The organism is Aeromonas sp. s13, from assembly GCF_040907905.1.
Lineage (GTDB): Bacteria > Pseudomonadota > Gammaproteobacteria > Enterobacterales > Aeromonadaceae > Aeromonas > Aeromonas veronii.
On sequence record NZ_JBFOCS010000032.1, the window covers coordinates 32,538 to 57,614 of the forward strand.

Here is a 25,077-nt window from a genome sequence, read left to right on the forward strand (position 1 = left end):
ACAGGGCGACCTGATAATGAATGACATCGCTGCCGTAGCAGGACAATTGGCAAGACTCAGGGAATCCCTTCAGCAGAAACAGCTGGAACTCGACGGCGTGCTGTCGTTTTCCGATGCAGAGCGTGCTCGCGGCATCCAGTTTATCAACAAGTTGATGCTCTCCTGCCGTGGCTTCGACCGCGAGCTGGACAATCGCTTCGCCAAGCTCAAGCAGAAACTGGATAACAATCCCGCATTTACCTCGCTGGACGCCGACCTGCTGGCCATTGAAAAATTGCTGCAGCAGCACAGCAATGCGCTGGAAGAGTCGATCACCCTGACTCAAACTGCCATCGATCTTGGTTCCAAACAGCTGAAAACCATCAAGGGCTTCCCGGAAGAGACCCGCAAGTCCCTCAAGGAATTTCTGGCAAGTCCGGTCGGTTACGGCATTGCCGATCACCAGAAGAAGGTGATCAAGCTGCTGGAGTTCTACCAGCAGGCGATCAAGATCCAGCTGCTGCCAAGCCAACCCCTGTTGGCGCCTTCAGGTGCAACTCAACAAGAAAGCGATACTGCCAGCAACGATGGCCAGCCCGATGTCGACCCGTTTGATCTAAAGGATCACGCTCGCATCGCCGATGAGCTGCAGCGGCTTATCACCGAACTCGACTTTGCCGGCGCCATCGGCGAGAGCCTGAGCGACATTCGCCGCCAACTGCTGATCGGGATCAACCCTGCCCTGCTGGCGGAAACCTGCCTGCAGGTGATCGAGCTCATCATCGAAGGCACCCGTGAGGAGCGTAAAGCCTCCCGTGCCTTCCTCAGCTCCCTCAACGAGAGTCTGTCCGCAGTACATGTCGGCTTTACCGAATCCCTTGATGAGGGGCGTGCGCTGCAAAACGAAACCCGTGAGACCCGCGAGGCGCTGGTCAACGAGTTGCAGGCGATCGATCACTCCCTGGCCAGCCATAACTCCATCGATGCGCTCAAGCGCGCCATCTCCGGCCATATGGGCGCCATCAACCTGCTGCTGCAGGAGCGTGACAGCACAGCGGCGCGAGAGCGTCACCTGCTCACCCGCCTCTCCACCATGGAGTCCAAGCTGCGCTTGATGAAGGAGGAGACCGCCGAGTACAAGAAGCGGCTGACCATTCAAAAACACAAGCTGTTCCTCGACAGCCTGACCCAGGTACACAACCGGGCCGCCCTCGATGAACGGCTGGAGCAGGAGTACAAACGTTGGCTTCGTTACCGCACTCCGCTCTGCATGGCGATCATCGACATCGATCACTTCAAGAATATCAATGACAACTACGGTCATATGGCGGGTGACAAGGCACTGAAAGTGGTCGCCAAAGCACTGCAGAGTGCACTGCGTGACACCGACTTCATCGCCCGTTTTGGTGGGGAAGAGTTCGTGGTGTTGCTGCCCAATATCAACCCGGACAAGTTCCAGAAGCCGCTGGAGACCCTGCGCCAGACCATCAAGAGCATCCCGTTCCGTTTTCGCGATGCCAAGGTGGAGATCACCATCTCCATCGGTGCAACCCTGTTCAAGGATGGGGACAACCCGTCAGATGTGTTCGAGCGGGCGGACAAGGCGCTCTACCACTCCAAGCACACCGGTCGGGATCAAGTGACACTGGCCTGACAAGCGGCTAAAAAAACAGCGAACAGTCGTCGCCCTATTTCCCTCTACCCTCTGTTACCACTACTATCGATCTCAGGGGATGCAACATAGTGTCCCCTTTTCTCCCCAGGGAAAAACACAACGATAACAAGTGAGTAAAGGGGAACCTATGATTACGCACATCAATCCCGTCGGCAGCATGGATTTGCTGTCACAGCTCGAGGTGGATCGCCTCAAGCAGACTGCCTCCAGCGATATCTATCAACTGTTTCGCAACTGCTCGCTGGCAGTGCTCAATTCCGGTAGCCATACCGACAGCTCCAAGGAGATCCTGGAGCGCTTCAAATCGTTCGATATTCATGTGATCCGGCGCGAGCGCGGGGTCAAGCTGGAACTGTTCAATGCCCCCGAGCACGCCTTTGTCGATGGCGAGATCATTCGCGGCATTCAGGAGCACCTCTTCTCGGTGCTGCGCGACATTCTCTATGTCTCCAATCAGCTCGAATCGAACCGGCTGGTCAACCTCACCAATTCGACTCATATCTCCAACGTGGTGTTCGCTATTCTGCGCAACGCCAAGGTGATCCTGCCCGGCGCCGATCCCAACCTGATCGTCTGCTGGGGTGGGCACTCCATCAACGAGATCGAGTACCAGTACACCCGCGCCGTGGGCAGCGAACTGGGCTTGCGTGAGCTGAACATCTGTACCGGTTGCGGTCCGGGCGCCATGGAGGGCCCGATGAAGGGGGCCGCCGTTGGCCATGCCAAACAGCGGGTGCGCAACGGGCGCTACATCGGCCTGACCGAACCCTCCATCATCGCGGCCGAACCGCCCAACCCCATCGTCAACGAGCTGGTGATCCTGCCGGATATCGAGAAACGGCTGGAAGCCTTCGTGCGTCTGGGCCATGGCATCATCATCTTCCCGGGTGGGGTCGGCACCGCCGAAGAGCTACTCTATCTGCTCGGCATCATGATGCATCCGGCCAACGAGCGGCAGCCGATGCCCATCATCCTGACCGGCCCGAAAGAGAGCGCCGACTACTTCCGTGCCATCGACGACTTCATCAAGGCGACCCTCGGTGAACCGGCGACCAAGCTCTACCGGATCATTGTCGGCGATGCACCGGAAGTGGCCCGGGTGATGAAAGAGGCGATGCCGAAAATCCGCGAATACCGCAAATCGGTCGGCGATGCCTACTCTTTCAACTGGTCCCTCAAGATTGAGCCGGAGTTCCAGCTCCCCTTCGAGCCGGATCACGCCAGCATGGCAAGTCTGGATCTGCACCGCAACCAGCCGCCCCAGTTGCTGGCCGCCAACCTGCGTCGTGCCTTCTCCGGTATCGTCGCCGGCAACGTCAAGGAAGGGGGCATTCGCGCCATCGAGAAGAAGGGCCCCTTCAAGCTACACGGCGACAAGGAGCTGATGCACCTGATGGACAAGCTGCTGGAGAGTTTCGTCAAGCAGCAGCGGATGAAGCTGCCGGGCAGTCAGTATGTGCCTTGCTACGAAATCGTCCGCTAGGGTACAGATACATCATCGACATAGGGGCGCAGCGGCGCCCCTCTTTATTGGCGCTATGCCTTCCCGACTGCCATCAATCCCCCATAAGGCGAGCGGTTTGTTACAATGGGGCGTCCCGACCGCCAAGAGTGCCCCATGTCAACTATCCGGCCACACCTGCTCATCATCGATGCCCTCAACCTCATTCGCCGTCTGCACGCGGTACAGGCCCAGCAGGCACTGACCCCTGCCCAGGCGCTGGTTGCAACCCGCGCCAACCTTATCAATACCTGCCGCAAGCTGCTGGCCAATAGCGAGCCGACCCATGTCATTGCCGTGTTTGATGGCGAGGTGCATAGCTGGCGCAAGGAGGTCTATCCGGCCTACAAGGAGGGGCGAACCCCCATGCCCCCTGAACTGCGTGAGGGGTTGGCGACCCTGCAGGATGCCTTTTGGGAGTGCGGTGTCGACGCCCTGCTCTCCGAGACCGATGAAGCGGATGACCTTATCGCCACCCTGGCTAGCGGCATCGCCAGCCATGGCCATCAGGCAACCATCATCTCCACCGACAAGGGATTCTGCCAGCTCATCTGCCCGCAGATCCGGGTGCGCGACTACTTCAACAAGCGCTGGCTGGATGCCGCCTTCGTCCAGCAGCAATATGGGGTAGCCCCTGCTCAGCTGGTCGACTTCTGGGCCCTGACCGGTATCAGCGGTTCCAATATCAAGGGGGTTCCGGGGATCGGCCCCAAGACCGCCACCCAGCTGTTGCAGCAATATGGCAATCTGGCAGCCATGCTCGAAGCCTGTCAGCAAGAGGATGCCGCCAAGCCCCTGATCAAGCTGCGCCAACATAAGGATGAGGCCCTGCTGGCCCAGCGGCTGGTACGCTTGCAGCAGGATATTCCGCTGGGATTCAACCTGCGGGACATTCGCTACCCGCCCCAGCCAGACTAAAGTGCCGAACAAAAATGCAGGCAAGGGCGTGAACCATGACGAGACTCACCCTCGCTGTTGATAAAAGTGAGTAGAATGTAAAGGAATGTGGTTGGTTTGCTGAGTAAATGCTATAAAGCAGCCCCATCCTCCCCTATACCCTGGAAGTGGAACCCTCTCATGTCCAAAAGAAAAATTACCGTGATCCCCGGCGACGGCATCGGCCCCAGCATCATTGAATCAGCCATCCAGATCCTGACCCATGCGGGCTGTGACTTTGAGTACGAATACGCTGATGCGGGTCTGGTTGCCCTCGAGAAGCATGGCGAGCTGCTGCCCCAGGCTACCCTGGATCTGATTGAGAAGAACAAGGTGAGCCTGAAAGGGCCATTGACCACGCCGGTCGGCGGCGGTTTTACCTCCATCAACGTCTCCCTGCGCAAGAAGTTCAACCTCTACGCCAACGTGCGTCCGGTCATCTCCTTCAAGGGCACCAGAAGCCGTTACGACAACATCGACATCATCACAGTGCGTGAAAACACCGAAGGGATGTACTCGGGTGCAGGTCAGAAGCGCAGTGATGACAACAAGAGTGCCGAGGCGATGAGCATCATCACCCGCGAAGGGGCCGAGCGTATCGTCAAGTTCGCCTTCGAGCTGGCTCGTCAGGAAGGGCGCAAGAAGGTCACCATCATCCACAAGGCGAACATCCTCAAGTCGACCTCCGGCCTGTTCCTCGAAGTAGCCCGTGAAATCGCCAGCCACTACCCGGATATCCAGAGCGAAGAGATGATCGTCGATGCCGCCTGCATGAATCTGGTGATGTACCCGGAGCGTTTCGATGTCATGGTCACCACCAACCTGTTCGGCGACATCCTCTCGGATCTTTGCGCCGGTCTGGTTGGCGGCCTTGGCATGGCGCCCGGCGCCAACATCGGCGATGGTGCGGCCATCTTCGAAGCGGTCCACGGCTCTGCCCCCGACATTGCAGGCAAGAACATTGCCAACCCGACCTCGGTGATCCTCGCCTCCATCCAGATGCTGGAGTACCTCGGTATGCAGGATAAAGCAGAGCGGATCCGCGAGGCAGTACGAGCTACCATCGAATCCGGTGATCGGGTCACTCGCGATCTGGGTGGAACGGCTTCCACCAGCGAATTCACCCAGGCTATCATCGAGCGCCTGTGAGTTAATTCATTGATTTTAAAAGGGAGCTTCGGCTCCCTTTTTTATATTTCCGAATCCTTTGCCACTCCCCAAACAGCAACTATGTTCAATAGAGAAGAAGAACAGGGAGTGTTTTTCATGAAGGGATACAGGTGCTATCTGGTGTCGGGTCTGATGCTGGTTTGTGGCACTGCCAGTGCCTTCGAACAGGCCCAATCAACCCAAACCGCCAAACTGCCACAGCAGGAAAAACGGACTGCCACCGAGGTATGGCGTTCAAGCCTGGATACCAACGACTTGCTCAAGGCGCCCAAACCCCTGTCGTTTGGTATTGAAGTCTCCACCGACAACTTTGGCAATCAAAAGATCACCTCCTACCCGCAGCTCAATCTGACCCCGGAAAAGAGCATCAGTCTGTCGATTGAACGCTTCAGACCCAAGGTCAAATTCAAAGCCGGTGGACTGCATACGGCTATCAGACTGAGAGGGGATGGCATCAAAATGCAGTTCAATCCGGTCGACAAAACCATCCCGCTGCAGATAGAGATCAAGGTGACCGACGACGAATCCTCCCTGCGCCTCGATTACCGTTTCTGATATTTTTCGGCAGCCGAATAGCAAAAGGCCGACAGGTTTCCCTGTCGGCCTTGGTATTTATCGTACGGGCAGAACTGCTACATCACGCCTTGGGCTCGAGTTTGGAGACCCAGTACTTGTTGTAAACATGCACGGTGATCTCTTCTCGATCGTGATAGAGCTGCTTGGCTTGGATCACGAACGCGTTGTCGATCTCCTTGAGCATCTCGCGCAATACCTCGATATTGTGCACCGACTCGGCATAACGCTTCTTCATCGGCAGCTTGAGGTTGAACATCGCCTCCTGGCAGTCACCCTCACGGAACCAGTCCGCAATCATGTGAACGACCCGAGCCGGTTTATCGACCATGTCGCACACCAGCCAGTAGGTGTTCTTCTTGCTCGGACGCCAGACGAAACCGTCATCCCGGATATGCTTGACCTGACCGGTATCCATCAGGGATTGGGCCATCATGCCGTTGTCGACCGCCGTCACCATCATGCCACGGCGCACCAGCTGATAGGTCCAGCCGCCCGGGCAAGCACCCAGATCCACCGCCTTCATGCCGGAGCAGAGACGCACATCCCACTCTTCCCGCGGCACGAACACGTAAAACGCCTCCTCCAGCTTGAGGCTGGAGCGGCTCGGTGCATCGGCCGGGAAGCGCAGGCGCGGGATCCCCATGTGGAATCCAGAGTTGTTGAACGAATAGGAGTAACCCAGCAAGACATGATCATTGGCCATGAAGAAGGCGTGGAACACCGGACGGTTCGGCGTCTCCTTCTTGGTCAGGATCTCGTTGCTGCGCAGCGCCTGACGCAGCGGCACGGTGAACTTGCGGCAAAAGGCCGACAGCTCTTTCGCTTCGTTGGTATCCGCGGTTTCGACCCGCAGATCGCCGCAAATGGTGTAGTCACTCACCGCCTCAAGGATCGGGGAGATCCTGTCCGCGACATCCAGATCCTTCAGCTCATGGGTGACCACCAGCATCTGGCGGATGAAGATGAGCTCCCGGAACGGCAGCTTGCGAGCCAGCAGGTCCGCCTGCTCCTCGTCATACAGTTCGAAGATCACATAACCGCTGTCGTCCTTGACCCGGGCGAAACCGTAGCACTGCATGTTACCGGCACGCTCGGTGATCTCTGCTGCCGCCTCTTTCTCAAAACCGGGGCGGCAATAAAGCAGCAGATTATTCATTTTTTCCTCCAAGACGACAGCCAGCCCAGATCAGGGCCGCCCATCCCAACATAAAACAGAGGCCACCGGCCGGAGTAATCAACCCCAGCCCCTTGCTGCCAAGCAGCACCATGGCGTAAATACTGCCGGAGAATCCGATGATCCCCAGCACAAAAGCGGTGCCAGCCAGGTGGATCACCCTGCTGCGCACACCACACCAGCCCAGAACCAGCAGGGCCAATGCGTGAAAAAACTGATATTGCACGGCGGTATTGAACGCCGCCAGACGCTCGGGCGTAATGCCGGTCGCCGCCAATCCATGGGCGCCATAAGCCCCCAGCATGGTGGCCGTCAACCCGAAGAGACCGGCCAGTATCAGCCAATGTCGATGGATCTGCATCCTCACTCTCCCTCTCTCATCGAGGCTGGCAATAAAGCCAACCCTCTCGTGCTATCCATGCCGGGCCACAAAATGGCTGATGGCCGCCGCTGCATGCTGCATATTATCCTGCTCACTCACGCCACTGGCTTTTCGCGGTTTGAAACCATGATCACCATCGGTCAACCAATGGACCGATACGGCGGGTGAGAAGGGGAAATCGGCCAGTTCGGCGCGACTACCGAAGGTGTCGCGTTCCCCCTGCAATAGCAGGGTTGGCACTGCAATATGCTTGAGTACCTCACCTCGCCAACTGTCGGGCTTGGCCGGAGGGTGGAAAGGATACCCGAGAATGAGCAATCCTGCAGCATTCATCTCACCCTCGCCTTCGCTATACAGTTCCGCCGCCATCCGCCCGCCCATCGACTTGCCCGCCAGAAACAGCCGTGGATGGGCAAACTCGCGGATCATGTCGCGCCAATGGGCGAGCAGCACAGGCGCCCTGTCAGGCGGGCGGCGCTTGCCATCCTGTGCTCGCCTGATCATGTAGGGAAAGTTGAAGCGCACCACTTCGATGTCGGGGCCAGCCAGCAGGCGTGACAACTCGGCAAGAAAAACATGATCCATCCCCGCGCCTGCCCCGTGGGCCAGCAAAATGCGAACGGGGGCATCAATTGCCCCCTCGCGGATCACCTCATGCATCGGCGAGCCTTGCCCTGCGACGCGCCTCTTCCTGCTCCACCAGCTCCAGCATCCAGTCGCGGAAGGCAACGATCTTACCCTGATCCGACTGTTGTTCTTGGCACACCAGATAGAAAGCATTTTTGCTCACCAGCACCTGTTCGAACGGGCAGATAAGGCGGCCGGCCTCAATCTCGGGTTGTGCCAGCACGCTGTGGCCAAGCGCCACCCCCTGGCCGTGGATCGCCGCCTGAATCACCATGGTGGAGTGGCTGAAGATGGGCCCCTGATTGACGTTGGGTGCATCGATATCGAGCTGGCGGAACCAGGCCTTCCAGTCGCGACGGGAGGTATCGTGCAGCAGGGTATGAAGAGTCAAATCTTGCGGCGTACGCAGCGGTTTGGGCCCAGTCAGCAGCAAGGGGGAGCAGACCGGGATCAGGTATTCGGTATGCAGCTTGTCCGAGCGCAGACCCGGCCAGTTGCCGCGCCCGTAGTAGATGGCGACATCCACATCATCGGTGAGCGACCCTTCATCGAGATCGACCGCCTTGATCCGCACGTCGATATCGGGGTGGCGCTCACTGAACTTGACCAACCGCGGCACCAGCCACTGGATGGCGAAACTCGGCTGCAAACTGACAGTCAACGCCCCCTTGGCACTGCGGGCCAGCAGCTTGTCGGTCGCCTCAGAGATGGAGGCAAAGATGTCCTTGATATCCAGGAAATAGCCCTGCCCCTCTTCGGTCAACAACAAGGAGCGGTTTTTGCGGCGGAACAGCTTGATGCCAAGATACTCCTCCAGCGCCTTGATCTGGTGACTGATGGCAGCCTGAGTCACAAACAACTCTTCTGCTGCGCGGGTAAAGCTTAAGTGACGAGCCGCAGCTTCAAAGGCCTTGAGGGCATTGAGCGGGGGTAAACGACGAGACATGACACCAGCCGACGATGAGTTTTTCTAATGGGGCGCATTATAATTTGTCGGTTGCGGGTCGACCAGTGAATAAACATAATTCGCCCAGCAATCAGTCGTCATATGGCTCACATTTTCTACTACGTGTTGGTTTACATGTGTTTTTAGTGAGTCTTTCGACTGCGATTGTGGTGTTGTGTTTCTTCCTCTGCGGGAAGAGGGGCTCAAATCTCACCGGTTTGACCCAGTCTGTCATCTGAATGTGTTTGGCGCCTCCAGCTGGATGGCGCCTTTTTTCATCCCTTCTATACCTTGAACTGCCCCACCAGCTGCTGCTGTTTATCCGCCAGCGCAGAGAGCTCGCGACCATTTTCGGCGGATGTCGCCGCCTCGGCCCGGATGGTGTGGCTCACATCACGAATGTTGCTGACGTTGCGGTTGATCTCGTCCGCCACCCGGCTCTGCTCCTGCGCCGCCCGGGCAATCTGCTCGTTCATCTGATGGATGGTGGAGACCGACTGGATAATCTGCTCCAGCACCTGCACCGAGAGATCCACCTTGGCGAGCGTCTCGTCAGCCTGTCCGTGACCATCGCGGATCGCCTTGACCACGGCGCCGGTACCGGATTGCAGTTGGCTGATCAGGGTCTGGATCTCGACGATGGCATTCTGGGTGCGACCCGCCAGATTGCGCACCTCATCGGCCACCACGGCAAAGCCACGGCCCTGCTCACCAGCCCGCGCCGCTTCAATAGCCGCATTCAGCGCCAGCAAGTTGGTTTGCTCGGCAATCCCCTGGATCACGATGAGGATGTCATTGATGTTGTCGCTGTTGGCGGAGAGTCGCTCCACCACCGGCTGGGCATCGTTGATGATGGTCATCAGCTTGCGCATAGCCTCCTGGGTGTCGGCAACGACATATTTGCCCTCTTGCGCCGCGGCATCAGTGGTGTTGGCGGCTGCCACCGCCGAGCCGGCATTACCGGAGACCTGCAACGCCGTGGCGCTCAGCTCTTCAAATGCCGTCGCCACCAGATCGATCTCCTGATACTGGGCCTGCATGCCGCTGCTGGTGCGCTCGGCCACCTGCGCGGCTCGCTCGGCACTGTTGCGCGTACCGGAGACGGTATCAATCACCTGACTGATGGTGGATTGCAACTTGTTAAGGAAGCTGTTGAACCACTTGGCCAGCTCGCCGATCTCGTCTTGCCGCTGGATCTCGATACGCTGGGTCAAATCCCCCTCGCCGCTGGCGATATCCTTGAGACGGGCAACTACGGCGCGGATGGGTGCCACAATCTGGCGCGCCATCAACCAGATAAAACTCAGGGCCACCAGCGAGATCAGCACCCCGATTGACAGCTGCGAGACCACGCTGCGATTGGCTTCACTGGCCAGCTCATCTTGCAGTTGCTGGGCCGAGGCCAGCACTACGGCCCGTGGCAATTCAATGTAGATGCCCCATTTACGGTCGGTGCCACGCATGGATACCGGGACAAAGGTCTGCAACAAGGTGCCATCGCTGCTCCAGCGAGTCAGCTCCTGCCCCTGACTGAGCCAGCCTTTCAGCTCGCTGGCCAGCCCCTGATACTTCTGATCCAACCCGCGCCCCATGGTCACATCGAACTCATCGGCTCCCGCCACGCGCCCCTCGTGACTGACCAGCAAGATTCTGCCCTTGCCGTCATAGAGCTCCTTGTCCATGGTACTGACCAGACTCTGCAAAGTGGCCAGCGAGATATCGACCCCGACCATCCCCAGCAAGGTCTCCTGCTCCAGTAGCGGGACCGTCACCGAGGTCATCAATATCTGTTTATCGCCCACATCGTCCAGATAGGGCTCCAGCAGGCAGAGGGAACGGGTGCGAATACTGCAGCGATACCACTCGTTTTCGATTCCACCAGCCTCGGTCGGGCTCTCATCGGCCAGTACATCCTCATTCTGCACTTCCGGCTCTATCTTGCCGTTGTCATAGGCCCAGTAACTGGAAAAACGCCCCTTGTCGTTGGAACCCAGCGCCGTGGAGCCCTGATAGTTGCTGTCTTCCCCATCCAGCTGGTCAGGCTCGAACACCGCATAGACACCAAGCAGATTGGTCGATGAGGCAACAGCATCGTGCAGTTGTTGATTGACGGCGCTGCGCAGCGCCTCCGAATGGACAAAGTTCTCGGCCGCATTCTTGCGCTGGAACAACACGCTCTCCGCCAGCAAACTGGCGCGGAAATAGGCCTCATCGAGATAGCTGGTCACCTTGGCCGCCTGCTCCGAGCCCATCGCCTTCATCCAGTTCTCGGCCGACTGCTGCGCCTCGTGCATGGTGGCTTGCCGCACCTGCTGTTGCATCTTGTTCGCGTTGTAAATCGAAGAGGCAACCAGAGCGGCGGCTGTCACCAACAGACAGCAACCGGCGATCAGGGTAATCCGACCCTGGACAGAAAGAGCGCTCATGCCAATATTCCTACGTCATACAGATATGGATAGATTATCGACTTTATAAACAAAAACTTAACTCTCTCACAGCAAATCCAGCGAGAGTTGATTAACTTCACCCTCTTTTGGCAAACCCACCACCAAGCCCAGCAGGCGAACCGAACGCCCTTGTGCCCGCAGTAGCCCCTCTTTGAGCAGGGGAACGAACAAGGCTGGCTGATAGCCACCCTGACTGCGATAGACAGTGGTCTGGTGGAAATCGGCAAACTTGAGCTTGATTCCCTGCCCCATCACCTGCTCGGCAGGACACGCCAGCTGAAATCGCCGCTCAAGCTCCGGCAGTAGTTGCTGCAATACCGTCAAACAGGCGGCTTCATCACAAACATCGCTCGCCAAGGTGGTCTCCACCCCGACGGTTTTGCGGATCCGGTGCGCCTGCACTGGTTGTTCATCCAGCCCCCAGATCCGGGTCGTCAGCACCTCCCCCAGTTTGCCAAAACGACTGCACAGCTCTTGTGCCGACAAGGCCCGCGCATCCTCACAAGTGTAAAGCCCCTGAGCCTCCAGCCGCTCGGCGGTCTTGCGCCCCACCCCGGGCAGTTCGCCGAGGGGCAACTGGCAGACAAATTCGGCCACTTCATCGGGACGAATGACAAACAGACCATCAGGCTTGCGCTGCTCCGAGGCGAGCTTGGCGAGAAACTTGTTGGGGGCCACTCCGGCCGAGGCGGTCAATCCCAGTTCGGTGACGATGGCTTGCCGGATCTCTTGCGCCATCAGGGTGGCGCTGCCGCCACAGCAACGACTGTGGGTCACGTCGAGGTAAGCCTCGTCCAGCGACAGTGGTTCAACCTGATCGGTATAGCGCAGGAAAATTGCCCTGAGCTGACGGGAGATATCCTTGTATACCGCCATTCGCCCAGGGATCAGTACCAGCGGCGGGCAGAGTTTTTTCGCCAGTGCGCTCGGCATGGCGGAGCGCACACCGAACCGGCGCGCCACATAGTTGCAGGTCGAGATGACGCCGCGCCGCTCGGAGGACCCACCGATGGCAAGCGGCACCTCCCGCAACGCCGGATTGTCCCGCATCTCCACCGCGGCAAAAAAGCAGTCCATGTCGATATGGATGATCTTGCGCATACCACTGTATAAATAAACAGACATGGCATCATCTTACCCCAAGGATAACCGCAGCTCTATCTCTCTTGTTGTGGCTAAAATAGTAGACTCCAAGGAGACCTTTACTACCACAATGACAAGGAGCGTTCGGGATGAAATATCTTTGGCTGGGACTCTGTTTGCTGCCGTTGACCGGCATCGGCAAGAACAACCCGACGGCAGAGTGCCGCTGGCTGTACGACCGGATTGAGATACTGGAACAGGCCATCAAGAAAGGGGACAAGCTCGGCACAGAGCAAGAATTGGCACGCTGGAAAACTGAGTACAACAAAAAACAGTGCTCACAGTACGACTACTGAGCCGGACAAGATGGCGTGACCGACAACGGCAGATAACAAACGGGCCCCGATCAAGATGACCGAGGCCCGTTTTCAAAGCATGGCCAGCTTGATTCTGCAGCAGAGTGCGCTCAAGGCAGCACCATAGGGCCAGCCACGGCGGTAGCCACGTCATCCCCGCGCAGCACCCGAACCAGTTCAAGGGCAAACTCGATGGCACTGCCCGGCCCCTGACTGGTGATAAGGCGATGAGCCTCATCCCTGACTAACCGCTCACGTGACAGCTGCGATGTCGGTAGTCGGGACTGAAAGCCGGGATGACAGGTGACGATGGCATCACCCAGCAGAGCGTGATGTTGCAACACCACCACAGGGGCGGCGCAGATGGCAGCGCGCCAGCGACCAAGAGCGGCCTGCTCTTTGAGCAGATCGATGGCCAGCGGGGTATCGCGGATCACTTCGCTGCCGGGCAGACCACCGGGTACCACGATGGCTTCAAAGTCCCGACGGGTCAGCTCGTCGATATGACAATCGGCCACCAGCTGCACCCCGCGCGACGCTTTTACCTGCCGAGATCCGGCAGGGCAGCAAGAGACCAGTACCACCTCGATGCTGGCGCGCACCAGGGTATCGACAATCGCAACCGTCTCTATCTCTTCTGACCCGGGGGCCACCAGCACCAGTACACTCACGTTCGCCTCCTTGCTACTTGCTCTGCCATGTAAAAGATCAGACGGCCTGACTCTTCTCTTTGATCGCCTGATAGAGACCCTGATTGACCGGTACGGCAATGCCATGCCGGGCAGCCTTGGCCAACAGGAAGCCGGTGATGGCCTCAATCTCGGTCTCGCGTCCCAGCTCCATATCCTGATGCATGGAGGAGTAATTGTCAGCGGTCAGCTCCACCACTGTCATCACCCGGCGTTGCAACTCCTCTGCCGTGGTCGCAACTCCTTCGGCGCACATCACATCCGCCACCTCCACGCAGATCTGCTGCAGGGCATCGGCAAAACGAGGGCCAGCCAGCTCGCCATTTTTCAGCTTGTAGAGGGCCGTCAGGGGATTGATAGCACAGTTGATGGCAAGCTTTTGCCACTGGCGCACCAATACCTGCTCATCCCAGCCAGCCTGGCCCAGTGCCAGCGCCAGCTCATCCGCGAGCGCGGCGTGGGCCTTGGCTGCGTCGTTGATCGGGCCAAGCCAGGTTTCACCCTTGCCAGTATGACGGAAGACAAAATGGCCGCACTGCATGGCGCCATGGCTGGTGACACCGGCAATCACCGGATTGTGCGGGAACATCTCGACCACCTGCTCGGCAATGCCCATCCCGTTGTGCAGCAGCACGATCGGCACGCCGGCATCCAGCTTACCCACCAGCGGCGTCAGTGCGGCAATCACCTGACTGGCCTTGGTCATCACTAGCAGACGCTGGATCTTGCCGGGGTTGCTGACAAATCCGCGCTCGATATTGAGGAGCTGAACATGCCCCTCCAGCGAGGTGAAATCGATCCCCGGATGGAGCGTGGACTTATGATGTTCACGCAACAAAACACGGGTGGATTGACCGCTTTGGGTCAGCAGGGAGGCAAAAACGCCGCCGAGGGCGCCACAACCCAACAGTGACCACTTCGGAGTAACGGGTGGAATAACGGGCTGTCGGGAATTTTTTAATCCGCTTGGCATGGTGTGACTCTGTCAGGGTAAGGGTTGCAATCCTCTCAACCTGTTACCGGGGATAAGTGAAGATGTCGCTGGTGGACACTAACGGGTCCACCCGTCCTGTGCGCAGGGGATTCTAGCAGAGCAACCCCATCAAAATCAGCAAATTTGCCCGTTTTCTGGTAGATTTGCCCCCCGATAACGCAACATGAGGAGCTCCGGCTATGCCGTCATTCGATATTGTCTCTGAAGTCAAAATGAACGAGGTGTTGAACGCAGTCGACAACGCCAATCGTGAACTGGCCACCCGTTTCGATTTTCGTGGGGTAGAAGCCAGCTTCGAGTTGAACAAGGAAGAGGTAAAACTGGAAGCCGATGCCGATTTCCAGCTCAAGCAGATGGTCGAAATTCTGCGCGGTGCCCTGCTCAAGCGCAACATCGAAAACAGCTCCATGGAAGTAGGTGACTCCGTTCACTCCGGCAAACGCTTCCACCTGACCGTAAAATTCAAGCAGGGGATCGAGAAAGAGATCGCCAAAAAGCTGGTCAAGCTGATCAAGGACTCCAAAATCAAGGTACAGGTCGCCATCCAGGGTGATGAAGTACGTGTCACCGGCAAGAAGCGTGACGATCTGCAAGAGACCATGGCACTGGTCCGTGGCGCCGAACTGGGTCAACCGATGCAGTTCCAGAACTTCCGCGACTGATTTATCCACTCAGCCGTGGCGCACTTGATGACTCGCGCCACGCTATCTAAATCGCGGCCATAAAAAAACCGGAGCAGATGCTCCGGTTTTTTGTACCCCAAGTTTTATTAGAACTTGTAGGTAACAGAGAAGTAGTGGCCGAAACCGGTAGACTTGAACGAGTCAGAGTTGTCGATACCGTAGATTTCGTTGAAGTACTTCAGACCGTAGCCAACGGCATAACGGTCGGAATGCCAGTAGATACCGTGGAAGGTTCCCAGACCATCAGAATGACTGGTTTCTTTCATGCCCCAAGTGTAATCCAGATAACCTTGGTAAGAGACGAAGCTGCCATTGGAGAAGGTATAGAAAGGTTTGAACCAGTTCATGGAGAACTGTTGGCCGTTCCAGCCTTCGCCTTGACCACTGAAGGTTTCGTTAGCATGACGCTTGTACAGGTTCATACCAACTTTGCCAAACCACGGCACCATAACGTCAGCACCCAGACCTACAAATGCATCATTCAGGCCTTGTACACCACCGATGTTAAACAGGGTGGCAACGTAAACTTCTTGCACCGGACCAAAAGAGAGGTCTTGGCCAGTCAATGCATCCAGAGATACACGCGGAGCAAACTTCATGAAGAGGTTTTCTTGCTTGTGCTTGTCGCTGTGCTTGGAGTCAAAAATATCGAAGTAATCGACGTAACCATACAGGTCAAAAATGCCTGAACGACCACCAAACTCCATCTCGAAATAAGTATCGTTGTAACCATCTGGACCATGGGGCTTCTGATCGATGGTGTGCATGATATTGAACTGCATCCACTTGTAGTCATTCTTGTGGATATCACCGCTGTAGTCAGCAGCGAAGGCCGGGGTAGCGGCAGCAGCCAGCAGACCGGCAGCGATCAGAGTCTTGGTAAATTTGGCCATTTTATTGGTCTCTTGTGCGTTAGTTGAGGTTTTCCGTAGCCTGCCCACAAGGAGCGAGAGGGATTCTAATCAAATAAAATTGGGGGTGAAACAACTTCTCGGGAACTTTATCCGGAAGTGTGAATCTAATCACCCCCGATTCTACGCAAACGCTTGCTATTTGTCAGCCGTTGAGAGCAACTCACTCCCTTTTCTGGCGACAAGCACAATCAACAACAACACGGGCAAGCCCAATAAACTGGTTCCGACAAAGAAGGCACTGTAGCCAATCTGCTCCACAACCTGCCCGGAAAAACCAGCCAGCAACTTGGGTAGCAGCAACATTACCGAGCTGAACAGGGCGTACTGAGTGGCCGAAAATGCCACATTGGTCAGGCTGGAGAGATAGGTCACGAAGGCCGCGGTTGCGATACCGGCACTGAGGTTGTCGAGGGAAATGATCAGGGTCAGCAGCTCCAGGTTGTGACCAACCTGATTGAGCAGGGCAAACAACAGGTTGGTGCTGGCGGTGAGCAGCGCCCCCAAGAACAGGATGCGCAGCGTGCCGAAGCGCATCACCAGCACGCCCCCCAGCGCAGCCCCCACCAGCGTCATGATGACGCCAAACACCTTGGTAATGGTCGCAACCTCGGTCTTGCTGAACTGCATATCCACATAGAAGCTGTTGGACATCACCCCCATCACCACATCGGCAACCCGATAGCAGGCGATCAGAGCCAGGATCAGCAGCGCCGAGCTGCCATAGCGACGAAAGAAGTCGGCAAACGGACACCAGACCGCCTCATAGCCCCAGGCCCCCGCGCTCGCCAGCAGCGCAGGCCACCCTTTTTCCAGGAGCTGCGCCTTGCGTTCGACCTGTTGTTTACCCTGCTCGGCCAGATCGATATCCGGCTCGTGGCAAAACAGCGTGGTGATGACCCCGAGTGACATCAGACCCGCCATCACCAGATAGGTAATCTGCCAGCCACGATAGTCATAGCCGCTGTTGCTGCCAAACCAGGCTGCCAGCGCCAGCGCACCGGCGCCCGCCATGATCATCGCCAGTCGGTAGCCAGTCATGTAGGAGGCAGCCATCGCCGCCTGTAGCCGCTCGGGGGCGGATTCGATGCGATAGGCGTCGATAACGATATCCTGCGTGGCCGAGGCAAAGGCCACCAGCAGGGCAAACATCGCCAGCTGGGCCAGCTCGGTCTTGGGATCGCAGAACGCCATGCCGACCAGCGCGGCGGCAATCAACAACTGGGAGAAGAACATCCAACTGCGGCGACGCCCCAGCAGCGCGGAGAGCAACGGCAGCGGCATGCGATCCACCAGCGGCGACCACAGCCATTTAAAGCCATAGGCGAGCGCCACCCAGCTCATATAGCCGATATCGGTCAGGCTGACATCGGCCTCGCGCAACCAGAATGAGAGGGTACCGAACACCAGCAGCAGCGGCAGACCCGATGAAAAACCCATGGCAAAGAGAATAAACACCCGAAATTCGAGATAGACGGCGAGGGACTCTCTCCAGCTTGGTTTGCGGATCATGTTCAACTACCTGACGACTTTGGAAAAGTGCGTCATTTTGGCAGGTTGATGGCAGATAGCCAAGGCGAGCAAAGAGATAGGTCAAAGAAGCCCGGATAGAGAAAAGGCCCATCCCGAACGGGATGAGCCTTGTATTGTGACCTGACGAAGCGAGGTGACGAACCGCGTCCGGAGAGTTACTTGCCCGCTTTCTTGTCGACTTTCTTGTCTGCCGGAGTTTCTGCCAGCAAGACCACCTTCTTCAGAATGATGGGACTGGTCGGCACATCGTTGGCGCGCAGAATGGGGCTGTAACCGGTCTGTACCTGAGCCAGTTTGTCCAACACCTCCATCCCCTGAACCACCTGACCGAACACGGTATAACCCGCAGAGCCACCGGCGTTGAGGTTATTGTTGTCGACCAGATTGAAGTAGAACTGGCGAGTAGCGCTGTCGACCGCCTGGGTGCGAGCCATGGCGATGGAGCCACGCTTGTTGGGCAGACCGCCACGCGACTCGTTGACCACAGGCTCATAAGTCGGCAGCTGCTGGAACTGCTGGTTGTAGCCCCCACCCTGCACCACGAAATCCTGGATCACCCGGTGGAAGATGCTGCCGTCATAGCTGCCATCAGCCACGTAACGCAGGAAGTTCTTCACCGTCTGGGGCGCCTGCTTGGACGCCAGCTCCACCACGATATTGCCGTGGTTGGTCTCCATTCTGACTTTCGGGCCCGCGAACGCCAGCGGGGCGATCAGCATGGCCAGCAACCAGAGTTTTTTCATCATCAGACCCCTGCACCGTTCGGTTGACCTTTCAGGTAACCGCGCAGCGCATCATCCGCCATGATCTGCTGCAGCACGCTACCCAGTTGCAGGTTCAGTGTAGACTCCAGATCGGCCATGCTTGGCTCGCTCGGGCTCTCCTTGCTGGAAGACATGTTGAACTGCTTGGTCAGACGGTTACCCTGGAAATCAGCGATCACCTGCAGGCTGACGCGGGACTTGGTGACATAGGTAAAGGTCTTCTCTTCCACATTGACTGCGGCGTTGGAGATCACCAGCGTCAGGTTGGTGGTGCCACTGTTGCCCACTTCGAGACCCTGGCTGCGCAGACCTTCGGCCAGCCGCTCGGCCATCAGCAGGTTGAGCGGACGCTCGCTGTTGACCAGCACGGGCGCTTTCTCTTTATGTTTGATGGAGAAGACGTAGGCAGCCTCACGCTTGTCTACCCCTTCCATGGTGATGCGATTGCCAGAGTAGTATTGCTGGTTGGCGGGGATCACCTGCGGATTGAGCAGCGCTGTCTCCGGCCAATGAGTGGCACACCCGCCCAGCATCAGGGCGGCCAGCAGCAAGAGTGACTTTTTCATCATGGTTTCCTTTGGCTTTAGCGTTTGATGGCTTTCAAAATAACGAATTTGCTGTTCGACGCAACGACTTGTGCGTTGGCAAACAAGCGCTTGAGTTTGTTGTGATAGTCCAGATGACGGTTGCCTACTATCCAGAGTTCCCCCCCCTGAGGCAACACCCGGTGCGCATCGCTGAACATCTGCCAGGCGATATGATCGGTGATCGCCTGCAACTGATGGAAAGGAGGGTTGCAGAGGATCCGATCCGCCGAGCCGACCGCCACCCCGTCGAGACAGTTATTGACCATAAAGCGGGCACGCGGCAGTGCATCAGGCAGATTGTGCTCGACGTTGAGCTGTGCCGAGGCGACTGCCATATAGGATTCATCGATAAAGGTCACCTCCACCTCGCTGTCTTTGGCGAGCAGCGACAGACCCAGCACCCCGTTGCCACAGCCCAGATCGATCACCTTGCGGGCACTGTGGATGGGCAGGTTGTCCAGCATAAAGCGGGCACCGATATCGAGACTGGTGCGCGAGAAGACGTTGGCATGGTTGTGGATGAGCATGCCACTCCCCTCCAGCGGCCAGACAGTCGGGAAGGGGTTGGCCAGCGCGGGACATTCAGCCTGCGGCTCGCAGTGAATGAGGCGCGCCTTCTTCCAGGCCAGCGAGGTACGGGTAGGCCCCAGATACTTCTCGAATAACTTGAGAGTTGAGGTATGAATATCCTTCGCCTTGCCGGCTGCGATAACGCGGGTTGCCGGTGTCACCACCGCACGCAATGCCAGCAGTTGCTGCTCCAATAGAGCCTGATATTTGGAGACCTTGATCACTACCAGCGCAGGGGCATCGGGCAGCGGCGCCAGCGCATCCTGCAAGCGGATCCCGCCTGCATCCAGCCCGTTTTCGGCCAGATTGGCCAGGGTCGCCCGCTCACTGATGTAGGAGTCGGTGACGCAGCAGGGGGAGTGCGGATGCAGATAGGCGGCCAGCGCGCCAAAACCGTCATTCATGATGATGACGGGGCCCGCCTGCTCGAGGGGAGACTCCGCCAGGGTATTGATCAGATATTCGTCAGCCGCATCCCAGGCTTGCAGGGTCTCCTGACTCTGGCGCGGATAGCGGTAGAGCGTGAGCTGGCAATGGGGAGTGTCGAGAAGGGTTTGCATAGGAAGAGTCCAACCTCGGCTTGATTCGTGTATACAGGCGCCAGGGGCGACGCAAAGTGGCGCTATTCTAGCGAGGAGCAGGAATTTCACCAGTTCGATGCGCATCAAGAGAGCAACTGGCGGGTGATTTCCCTCTTACGGGGGCTTATTCCATCCCGCGACTGCCGATAGAATGGCCCGACATTCACTCTGGAAGCCGATCCGATGACCATCCAACAACTGATTGAAGCCAAGCTGACCGCCGCCCTCTCCCCCACCGTGCTGGAGGTGATCAACGAGAGCCACATGCACCGTGTGGAACCGGGATCTGAGAGCCACTTCAAGGTGGTGATCGTCAGCGAGCAATTTACAGGGCAGCGGCTGCTGGCCCGTCATCGTCAGGTCAATGCTGTGCTGGCCGACGAGCTGGCCGGTGCCGTTCATGCACTGGCACTGCATACCTACACAGAGACCGAGTGGCGGGAAAAAGGCCACGCCCCGCGCACCCCGAGCTGCGTTGGCAAACCGTCACTCTCCTGAAAGCGGTTGTACCACAGGATTTCCCTCAAGAACCTGCCAACAAAAATTAAACAAATTTCCCCCATTGGCCCCGAAAAGGCTATATCCAAGGGGGTATATTTCGGCATCAAGGCGTTTTTGCTGATAGTGGAGGCAACGGCAAATACCCCCATCGAGGTATCGAAATAAAAAAACCTTTAAAACCACTACTTACAAGGTGTCAGGGGCTTATTCATTGCAGGTTAATTTTGTGATGGCACGGGGATTTTGCCCATTTGGCATGGCAGAAAATGCACCTTAAGTGGTAAACTCAAGCGCTTTTGAGTGAGCCTGCATGTTGAATAATTGTTGAGCCTGCCCACCTGGCGCAACCACAACATCGACTCATTCAACCACCCGTCGTGATGTATTTCTCGGCGCTAACCAACCTCTCCCGTAACGGTAGTGCAAGTAAGTATGATTACAATCAAAAGAGGACTGGACATCCCCGTGCTGGGTGCGCCAGAGCAAGTAATCTACGATGGCCCCGCCATCACCCGTGTTGCGACACTGGGCGAGGAGTTTGTGGGGATGCGACCTACTATGTTCGTCAAAGTAGGTGATCGCGTCATCAAAGGTCAGGATCTTTTTGAAGACAAGAAGAATCCGGGCGTTAAATTCACAGCTCCTGCCACCGGTGTGGTTTCAGAGATCAACCGTGGTGCCAAACGTGTTCTCCAGTCTGTGGTCATCGACCTGGACGGTTCCGATGAACAGGTGACGTTTGAGCATTTTGCCTCTGCCGAGCTGGCCAAGCTCGAGCGCAGCAAGGTGCAAGAGATCCTGGTCGCATCAGGTCAGTGGACTGCGTTGCGTACCCGTCCGTTCAGCAAAGTCCCCGCGGTAGCGTCTGCCCCGCGCGCCATCTTTGTGACTGCAATGGACACCAACCCGCTGGCAGCCGATGCCGAGCTGATTATCAAGGAACAGCCGCAGGCCTTCCTCGATGGTCTGGCCGTATTGACCCGCCTGACCGACGGCGCCGTCTACGTCTGTAAAGGCGAAGGCAGTCTGCCCCACTCTCCGCTGGCTCAGGTCAAGGAAGAGATCTTCGTTGGTCCGCACCCTGCCGGTCTGCCGGGTACCCATATCCACTTCCTGGATCCGGTCAGCAGCACCAAGGTGCAGTGGCACATCAACTATCAGGATGTGATTGCATTCGGCAAGCTGTTCACCACCGGTCAGATCTTCACTGACAAGGTGATCGCCCTGGCTGGCCCGAACGTGCTCAAGCCGCGTCTGCTGCGTACCCGTCTGGGCGCCTGCATCAGCCAGCTCACCAACAATGAGCTGCGTGCCGACGAAAACCGTATCATCTCCGGTTCTATCCTGAGTGGTGCCAAAGCCGAAGGTGTTCACGACTACCTGGGCCGCTACCACAATCAGGTTTGCGTGCTGGGTGAAGGTCGCGAGAAAGAGTTCCTGGGCTGGATCAACCCCAGCGCCAACAAGTTCTCTATCACCCGTACCACCCTCTCTCATCTGATGAAGGGCAAGCTGATCAACTTCACCACCACTACCAACGGTAGTGACCGTTCCATGGTGCCTATCGGCAACTATGAGCGGGTGATGCCACTCGACATCCTGCCGACCCTGCTGCTGCGGGACATGGTCTCCGGCGATACCGACGGTGCGCAAGCACTGGGCTGCCTGGAGCTGGATGAGGAAGATTTGGCGCTCTGTACCTTTGTCTGCCCCGGCAAGACAGAGTACGGCCCGATCTTGCGTGAGTGCCTGACCAAGATTGAACTGGAAGGTTAAGCGATGAGTTTCAAGCAACTTCTTGAAAATATGGAACACCACTTCGAACCGGGTGGAAAGTACGCCAAGTACTATGCCCTGTTCGAAGCGGCGTACACCCTGTTCTATACCCCGGGTAGCGTTACCCGCAACGCCTCCCACGTTCGTGATGCGCTCGATCTGAAGCGCATGATGATCATGGTGTGGCTAGCCGTGTTCCCGGCCATGTTCTGGGGCATGTACAACGTTGGTAACCAGGCGATTGCCGCCATTGCCCACATGGGCTCGGCTGCTGGTGCCAGCAGCTGGCAATATGCCCTGGCTACCATGCTGGGCGCCTCCCTCGATCCGGCTGTTGCCGGTATCGGCAGCAAGATGCTGATTGGCGCCACCCACTTCTTCCCGATCTACATCACCGTCTTCTTTGTCGGTGGTTTCTGGGAAGTGCTGTTCGCCATGGTGCGTAAACACGAGATCAACGAAGGCTTCTTCGTAACCTCCATCCTGTTTGCCCTGATCGTGCCGCCCGAGCTGCCCCTGTGGCAAGCTGCACTGGGTATCACCTTCGGTGTGGTGATGGCCAAAGAGGTGTTCGGTGGTACCGGCAAGAACTTCCTGAACCCGGCGCTTGCTGGCCGTGCGTTCCTGTTCTTCGCCTACCCGGGCCAGATCTCCGGTGACGCCGTATGGGTTGCCGTTGACGGCTTCTCCGGCGCGACTGCCCTGAGCCAGTGGGCCCAAGGCGGCCAGATGGCGCTGATCAACGGTGCAACCGGCCAGGCTATCAGCTGGATGGACGCTTTCCTGGGTAACCTGCCTGGTTCCATCGGTGAAGTCTCTACCCTGATGATTCTGCTGGGTGCCGCCATGATCGTCTACATGCGCATCGCCTCCTGGCGCATCATCGCCGGCGTGATGATCGGTATGATCGCCACCTCCCTGCTGTTCAACGTCATCGGTTCCGATACCAACCCCATGTTCAACATGCCGTGGCACTGGCATCTGGTACTGGGTGGCTTCGCCTTCGGTATGGCCTTCATGGCGACCGACCCTGTCTCCGCAGCCTTTACCAACAAAGGCAAGTGGTGGTATGGCGCCCTGATCGGCGTAATGGTCGTGCTGGTTCGCGTGGTCAACCCTGCGTTCCCGGAAGGCATGATGCTGGCCATTCTGTTTGCGAACCTGTTTGCTCCCCTGTTTGACCACTTCGTCGCTCAGGCAAACATCAAGCGGAGGATTGCTCGTGGCGTTTAATAAAGATTCAACCCTCGGCACCGTCAGCGTGGTCACAGGCCTCTGTCTGGCCTGTTCCATCGTGGTATCCGTTGCCGCTGTGGGCCTGCGTTCTACCCAGCAGGAAAACAAGGCGCTGGACAAGCAAAGCAACATTCTCGCCGTAGCCGGTGTGGATGTGAGCGAAGTGGCCAAGCGCGACCTGGCCAAACTGTACGGCGAGAAGATCGAAGCGCGTCTGGTGGATCTGGCGACCGGTGACTTTGTTGACGGCGATGCCGACAACTTCGACACCAAGCAGGCAGCCAAAGATCCGGCCCGCAGCATCCGTCTTGCCGCCGCTGACGACAAGGCCAGCCTGCGTCAGATCTCCAAGCAGATCCCGGTGTTCTTCGCCAAGGATGCCGAAGGCAAGATCGACAGCATCATCCTGCCCATCTACGGTCAGGGTCTGTGGTCGACCATGTATGCCTTCGTGGCCGTTGCCGCTGATGGCCAGACCATCAAGGGCATCACCTACTATGACCACGGTGAAACCCCGGGTCTGGGTGGCGAGATCGAAAACCCGGCCTGGCAGGCGCTGTTCAAGGACAAGAAACTGTTCGACCAGAATGGCATGCCGGCGCTGCGCGTCATCAAGGGCCATGCTCCGGCGGGCTCCGAGCACGAGATCGATGGTCTCTCCGGTGCCACTCTGACCGGTAACGGCGTACAGCATACCTTCGACTTCTGGATGGGTCCCAAGGGCTTCGGTCCTTTCCTGGCCAAGGTTCGTGCAGGAGAAATCAACAATGGCTGACAAGAGCGAAATGAAGAAGTTGCTGTTGACGCCTGTGCTGGGCAACAACCCCATCGCCTTGCAGGTGCTGGGCGTCTGTTCTGCACTGGCGGTTACCAGCCAGATGAAAACTGCGTTTGTAATGACCCTCGCGGTCATGGCGGTCACCGCCTTCTCAAACCTGTTCATCTCCCTGATCCGCAACCAGATCCCGAACAGCGTCCGGATCATCGTGCAGATGGCGATCATCGCCTCACTGGTTATCGTGGTTGACCAGGTGCTCAAGGCTTACGCCTATGACATCTCCAAGCAACTGTCGGTCTTCGTGGGTCTGATCATCACCAACTGTATCGTAATGGGCCGCGCTGAAGCGTACGCCATGAAGAGTGCCCCGCTGCCCTCCTTCCTGGATGGTATCGGCAACGGTCTGGGCTATGGCGCCATTCTGCTGAGCGTCGCGACCGTGCGTGAACTGCTGGGCTCCGGCACCTGGTTCGGCATCGAGTTGCTGCCGCTGGTGAACAACGGTGGCTGGTATGTGCCCAACGGCCTGCTGCTGCTGCCGCCGAGTGCATTCTTCATCATTGGTCTGATCATTTGGGGCGTACGCACCAAGGATCCCAAGCAGGTGGAGGCGAAGGATTAA

General features: G+C 57.6%; 25 protein-coding genes. 12 read left to right on the plus strand and 13 right to left on the minus strand.

The window, feature by feature from the left end; all coding sequences use genetic code 11:
* Positions 1 to 16: 16 nt before the first annotated feature.
* The 5 genes from AB5Y82_RS04310 to AB5Y82_RS04330 all read left to right on the plus strand — a co-directional run bounded on the left by AB5Y82_RS04310 (position 17) and on the right by AB5Y82_RS04330 (position 5,816).
* Positions 17 to 1,633: a diguanylate cyclase gene (locus tag AB5Y82_RS04310; RefSeq protein ID WP_139437256.1), complete on the plus strand. Its 1,617-nt coding sequence runs from the start codon at positions 17 to 19 to the stop codon at positions 1,631 to 1,633.
* 148 nt (positions 1,634 to 1,781) lie between these two features.
* Positions 1,782 to 3,137 carry a nucleotide 5'-monophosphate nucleosidase PpnN gene (ppnN, locus tag AB5Y82_RS04315; protein ID WP_019445906.1) on the plus strand — a complete coding sequence of 452 codons (1,356 nt, stop codon included), beginning with the start codon at positions 1,782 to 1,784 and terminating at the stop codon, positions 3,135 to 3,137.
* 135 nt (positions 3,138 to 3,272) lie between these two features.
* Complete coding sequence (gene xni / locus AB5Y82_RS04320) at positions 3,273 to 4,073, plus strand: flap endonuclease Xni (protein WP_159143171.1); 801 nt, start codon at positions 3,273 to 3,275, stop codon at positions 4,071 to 4,073.
* A 159-nt stretch (positions 4,074 to 4,232) separates the two neighbouring features.
* The gene (locus AB5Y82_RS04325; RefSeq protein WP_182962947.1) at positions 4,233 to 5,240 is read left to right on the plus strand and encodes an isocitrate dehydrogenase; all 1,008 of its coding nucleotides are present in this window, start codon (positions 4,233 to 4,235) and stop codon (positions 5,238 to 5,240) included.
* 117 nt (positions 5,241 to 5,357) lie between these two features.
* Entirely contained in the window at positions 5,358 to 5,816 is a 459-nt protein-coding gene (locus AB5Y82_RS04330) for a hypothetical protein (RefSeq protein WP_111899942.1), read from the plus strand.
* Between the two features lie 82 nt (positions 5,817 to 5,898).
* On the opposite strand, the gene rlmM is transcribed toward AB5Y82_RS04330, so the two are convergent.
* From rlmM to dinB, 6 genes are all read right to left on the minus strand, one after another.
* Positions 5,899 to 6,993 (minus strand): 23S rRNA (cytidine(2498)-2'-O)-methyltransferase RlmM, encoded by a 1,095-nt coding sequence (rlmM, locus tag AB5Y82_RS04335; RefSeq protein ID WP_005338617.1) that lies wholly within the window; start codon positions 6,991 to 6,993, stop codon positions 5,899 to 5,901.
* Positions 6,986 to 7,372, minus strand: a complete 387-nt coding sequence (locus AB5Y82_RS04340) for a DUF423 domain-containing protein (RefSeq protein ID WP_005358623.1) — start codon at positions 7,370 to 7,372, stop codon at positions 6,986 to 6,988. The genes rlmM and AB5Y82_RS04340 overlap by 8 nt, the downstream gene beginning before the upstream one ends.
* Positions 7,373 to 7,423: 51 nt before the next feature.
* Positions 7,424 to 8,053, minus strand: a complete 630-nt coding sequence (locus AB5Y82_RS04345; RefSeq protein WP_111899940.1) for an alpha/beta family hydrolase — start codon at positions 8,051 to 8,053, stop codon at positions 7,424 to 7,426.
* Complete coding sequence (locus tag AB5Y82_RS04350; protein ID WP_005338622.1) at positions 8,046 to 8,966, minus strand: transcriptional regulator GcvA; 921 nt, start codon at positions 8,964 to 8,966, stop codon at positions 8,046 to 8,048. Before AB5Y82_RS04350 ends, AB5Y82_RS04345 begins: the two co-directional genes overlap by 8 nt.
* Positions 8,967 to 9,250: 284 nt before the next feature.
* Positions 9,251 to 11,392 (minus strand): methyl-accepting chemotaxis protein, encoded by a 2,142-nt coding sequence (locus AB5Y82_RS04355; protein ID WP_111899939.1) that lies wholly within the window; start codon positions 11,390 to 11,392, stop codon positions 9,251 to 9,253.
* Positions 11,393 to 11,458: 66 nt separating this feature from the next.
* Positions 11,459 to 12,514 carry a DNA polymerase IV gene (gene dinB / locus AB5Y82_RS04360; RefSeq protein ID WP_159144539.1) on the minus strand — a complete coding sequence of 352 codons (1,056 nt, stop codon included), beginning with the start codon at positions 12,512 to 12,514 and terminating at the stop codon, positions 11,459 to 11,461.
* A gap of 131 nt (positions 12,515 to 12,645) precedes the next feature.
* On the opposite strand from dinB, the gene AB5Y82_RS04365 reads away from it, so the two are divergent.
* Positions 12,646 to 12,852, plus strand: a complete 207-nt coding sequence (locus AB5Y82_RS04365) for a hypothetical protein (protein ID WP_005338629.1) — start codon at positions 12,646 to 12,648, stop codon at positions 12,850 to 12,852.
* A 110-nt stretch (positions 12,853 to 12,962) separates the two neighbouring features.
* Here AB5Y82_RS04365 and AB5Y82_RS04370 read toward each other — a convergent pair whose 3' ends face one another.
* Together AB5Y82_RS04370 and AB5Y82_RS04375 are read right to left on the minus strand one after the other, a co-directional pair.
* Complete coding sequence (locus tag AB5Y82_RS04370; RefSeq protein ID WP_159143169.1) at positions 12,963 to 13,523, minus strand: DJ-1 family glyoxalase III; 561 nt, start codon at positions 13,521 to 13,523, stop codon at positions 12,963 to 12,965.
* A 37-nt stretch (positions 13,524 to 13,560) separates the two neighbouring features.
* On the minus strand, positions 13,561 to 14,514 hold the full coding sequence (locus AB5Y82_RS04375) for a ketopantoate reductase family protein (protein ID WP_368173697.1): 954 nt from the start codon (positions 14,512 to 14,514) through the stop codon (positions 13,561 to 13,563).
* Positions 14,515 to 14,714: 200 nt separating this feature from the next.
* Between AB5Y82_RS04375 and AB5Y82_RS04380 the strand changes: the two genes are divergently transcribed.
* Complete coding sequence (locus AB5Y82_RS04380; protein WP_005338634.1) at positions 14,715 to 15,197, plus strand: YajQ family cyclic di-GMP-binding protein; 483 nt, start codon at positions 14,715 to 14,717, stop codon at positions 15,195 to 15,197.
* A 107-nt stretch (positions 15,198 to 15,304) separates the two neighbouring features.
* On the opposite strand, the gene AB5Y82_RS04385 is transcribed toward AB5Y82_RS04380, so the two are convergent.
* The 5 genes from AB5Y82_RS04385 to AB5Y82_RS04405 form a co-directional block, all read right to left on the minus strand.
* Complete coding sequence (locus tag AB5Y82_RS04385; protein WP_368173698.1) at positions 15,305 to 16,111, minus strand: outer membrane protein OmpK; 807 nt, start codon at positions 16,109 to 16,111, stop codon at positions 15,305 to 15,307.
* A gap of 156 nt (positions 16,112 to 16,267) precedes the next feature.
* Positions 16,268 to 17,647, minus strand: coding sequence for an MFS transporter (locus tag AB5Y82_RS04390; protein ID WP_270904736.1), 1,380 nt, complete (start codon positions 17,645 to 17,647; stop codon positions 16,268 to 16,270).
* A 170-nt stretch (positions 17,648 to 17,817) separates the two neighbouring features.
* Positions 17,818 to 18,405 carry a peptidylprolyl isomerase gene (locus tag AB5Y82_RS04395; RefSeq protein WP_042053243.1) on the minus strand — a complete coding sequence of 196 codons (588 nt, stop codon included), beginning with the start codon at positions 18,403 to 18,405 and terminating at the stop codon, positions 17,818 to 17,820.
* 2 nt (positions 18,406 to 18,407) lie between these two features.
* Positions 18,408 to 18,992, minus strand: coding sequence for a YajG family lipoprotein (locus AB5Y82_RS04400; RefSeq protein ID WP_005349692.1), 585 nt, complete (start codon positions 18,990 to 18,992; stop codon positions 18,408 to 18,410).
* Between the two features lie 17 nt (positions 18,993 to 19,009).
* The gene (locus tag AB5Y82_RS04405) at positions 19,010 to 20,143 is read right to left on the minus strand and encodes a methyltransferase (RefSeq protein ID WP_368173699.1); all 1,134 of its coding nucleotides are present in this window, start codon (positions 20,141 to 20,143) and stop codon (positions 19,010 to 19,012) included.
* Between the two features lie 204 nt (positions 20,144 to 20,347).
* On the opposite strand from AB5Y82_RS04405, the gene AB5Y82_RS04410 reads away from it, so the two are divergent.
* The 5 genes from AB5Y82_RS04410 to AB5Y82_RS04430 all read left to right on the plus strand — a co-directional run bounded on the left by AB5Y82_RS04410 (position 20,348) and on the right by AB5Y82_RS04430 (position 25,077).
* Positions 20,348 to 20,662, plus strand: coding sequence for a BolA family transcriptional regulator (locus AB5Y82_RS04410; RefSeq protein WP_042080732.1), 315 nt, complete (start codon positions 20,348 to 20,350; stop codon positions 20,660 to 20,662).
* A 435-nt stretch (positions 20,663 to 21,097) separates the two neighbouring features.
* On the plus strand, positions 21,098 to 22,441 hold the full coding sequence (locus AB5Y82_RS04415; RefSeq protein WP_005349684.1) for a Na(+)-translocating NADH-quinone reductase subunit A: 1,344 nt from the start codon (positions 21,098 to 21,100) through the stop codon (positions 22,439 to 22,441).
* Positions 22,442 to 22,444: 3 nt separating this feature from the next.
* Positions 22,445 to 23,674, plus strand: a complete 1,230-nt coding sequence (locus tag AB5Y82_RS04420) for an NADH:ubiquinone reductase (Na(+)-transporting) subunit B (protein ID WP_005338642.1) — start codon at positions 22,445 to 22,447, stop codon at positions 23,672 to 23,674.
* Positions 23,664 to 24,452 carry a Na(+)-translocating NADH-quinone reductase subunit C gene (locus AB5Y82_RS04425; RefSeq protein WP_005338643.1) on the plus strand — a complete coding sequence of 263 codons (789 nt, stop codon included), beginning with the start codon at positions 23,664 to 23,666 and terminating at the stop codon, positions 24,450 to 24,452. The genes AB5Y82_RS04420 and AB5Y82_RS04425 overlap by 11 nt, the downstream gene beginning before the upstream one ends.
* Positions 24,445 to 25,077: an NADH:ubiquinone reductase (Na(+)-transporting) subunit D gene (locus tag AB5Y82_RS04430; RefSeq protein WP_005338644.1), complete on the plus strand. Its 633-nt coding sequence runs from the start codon at positions 24,445 to 24,447 to the stop codon at positions 25,075 to 25,077. The genes AB5Y82_RS04425 and AB5Y82_RS04430 overlap by 8 nt, the downstream gene beginning before the upstream one ends.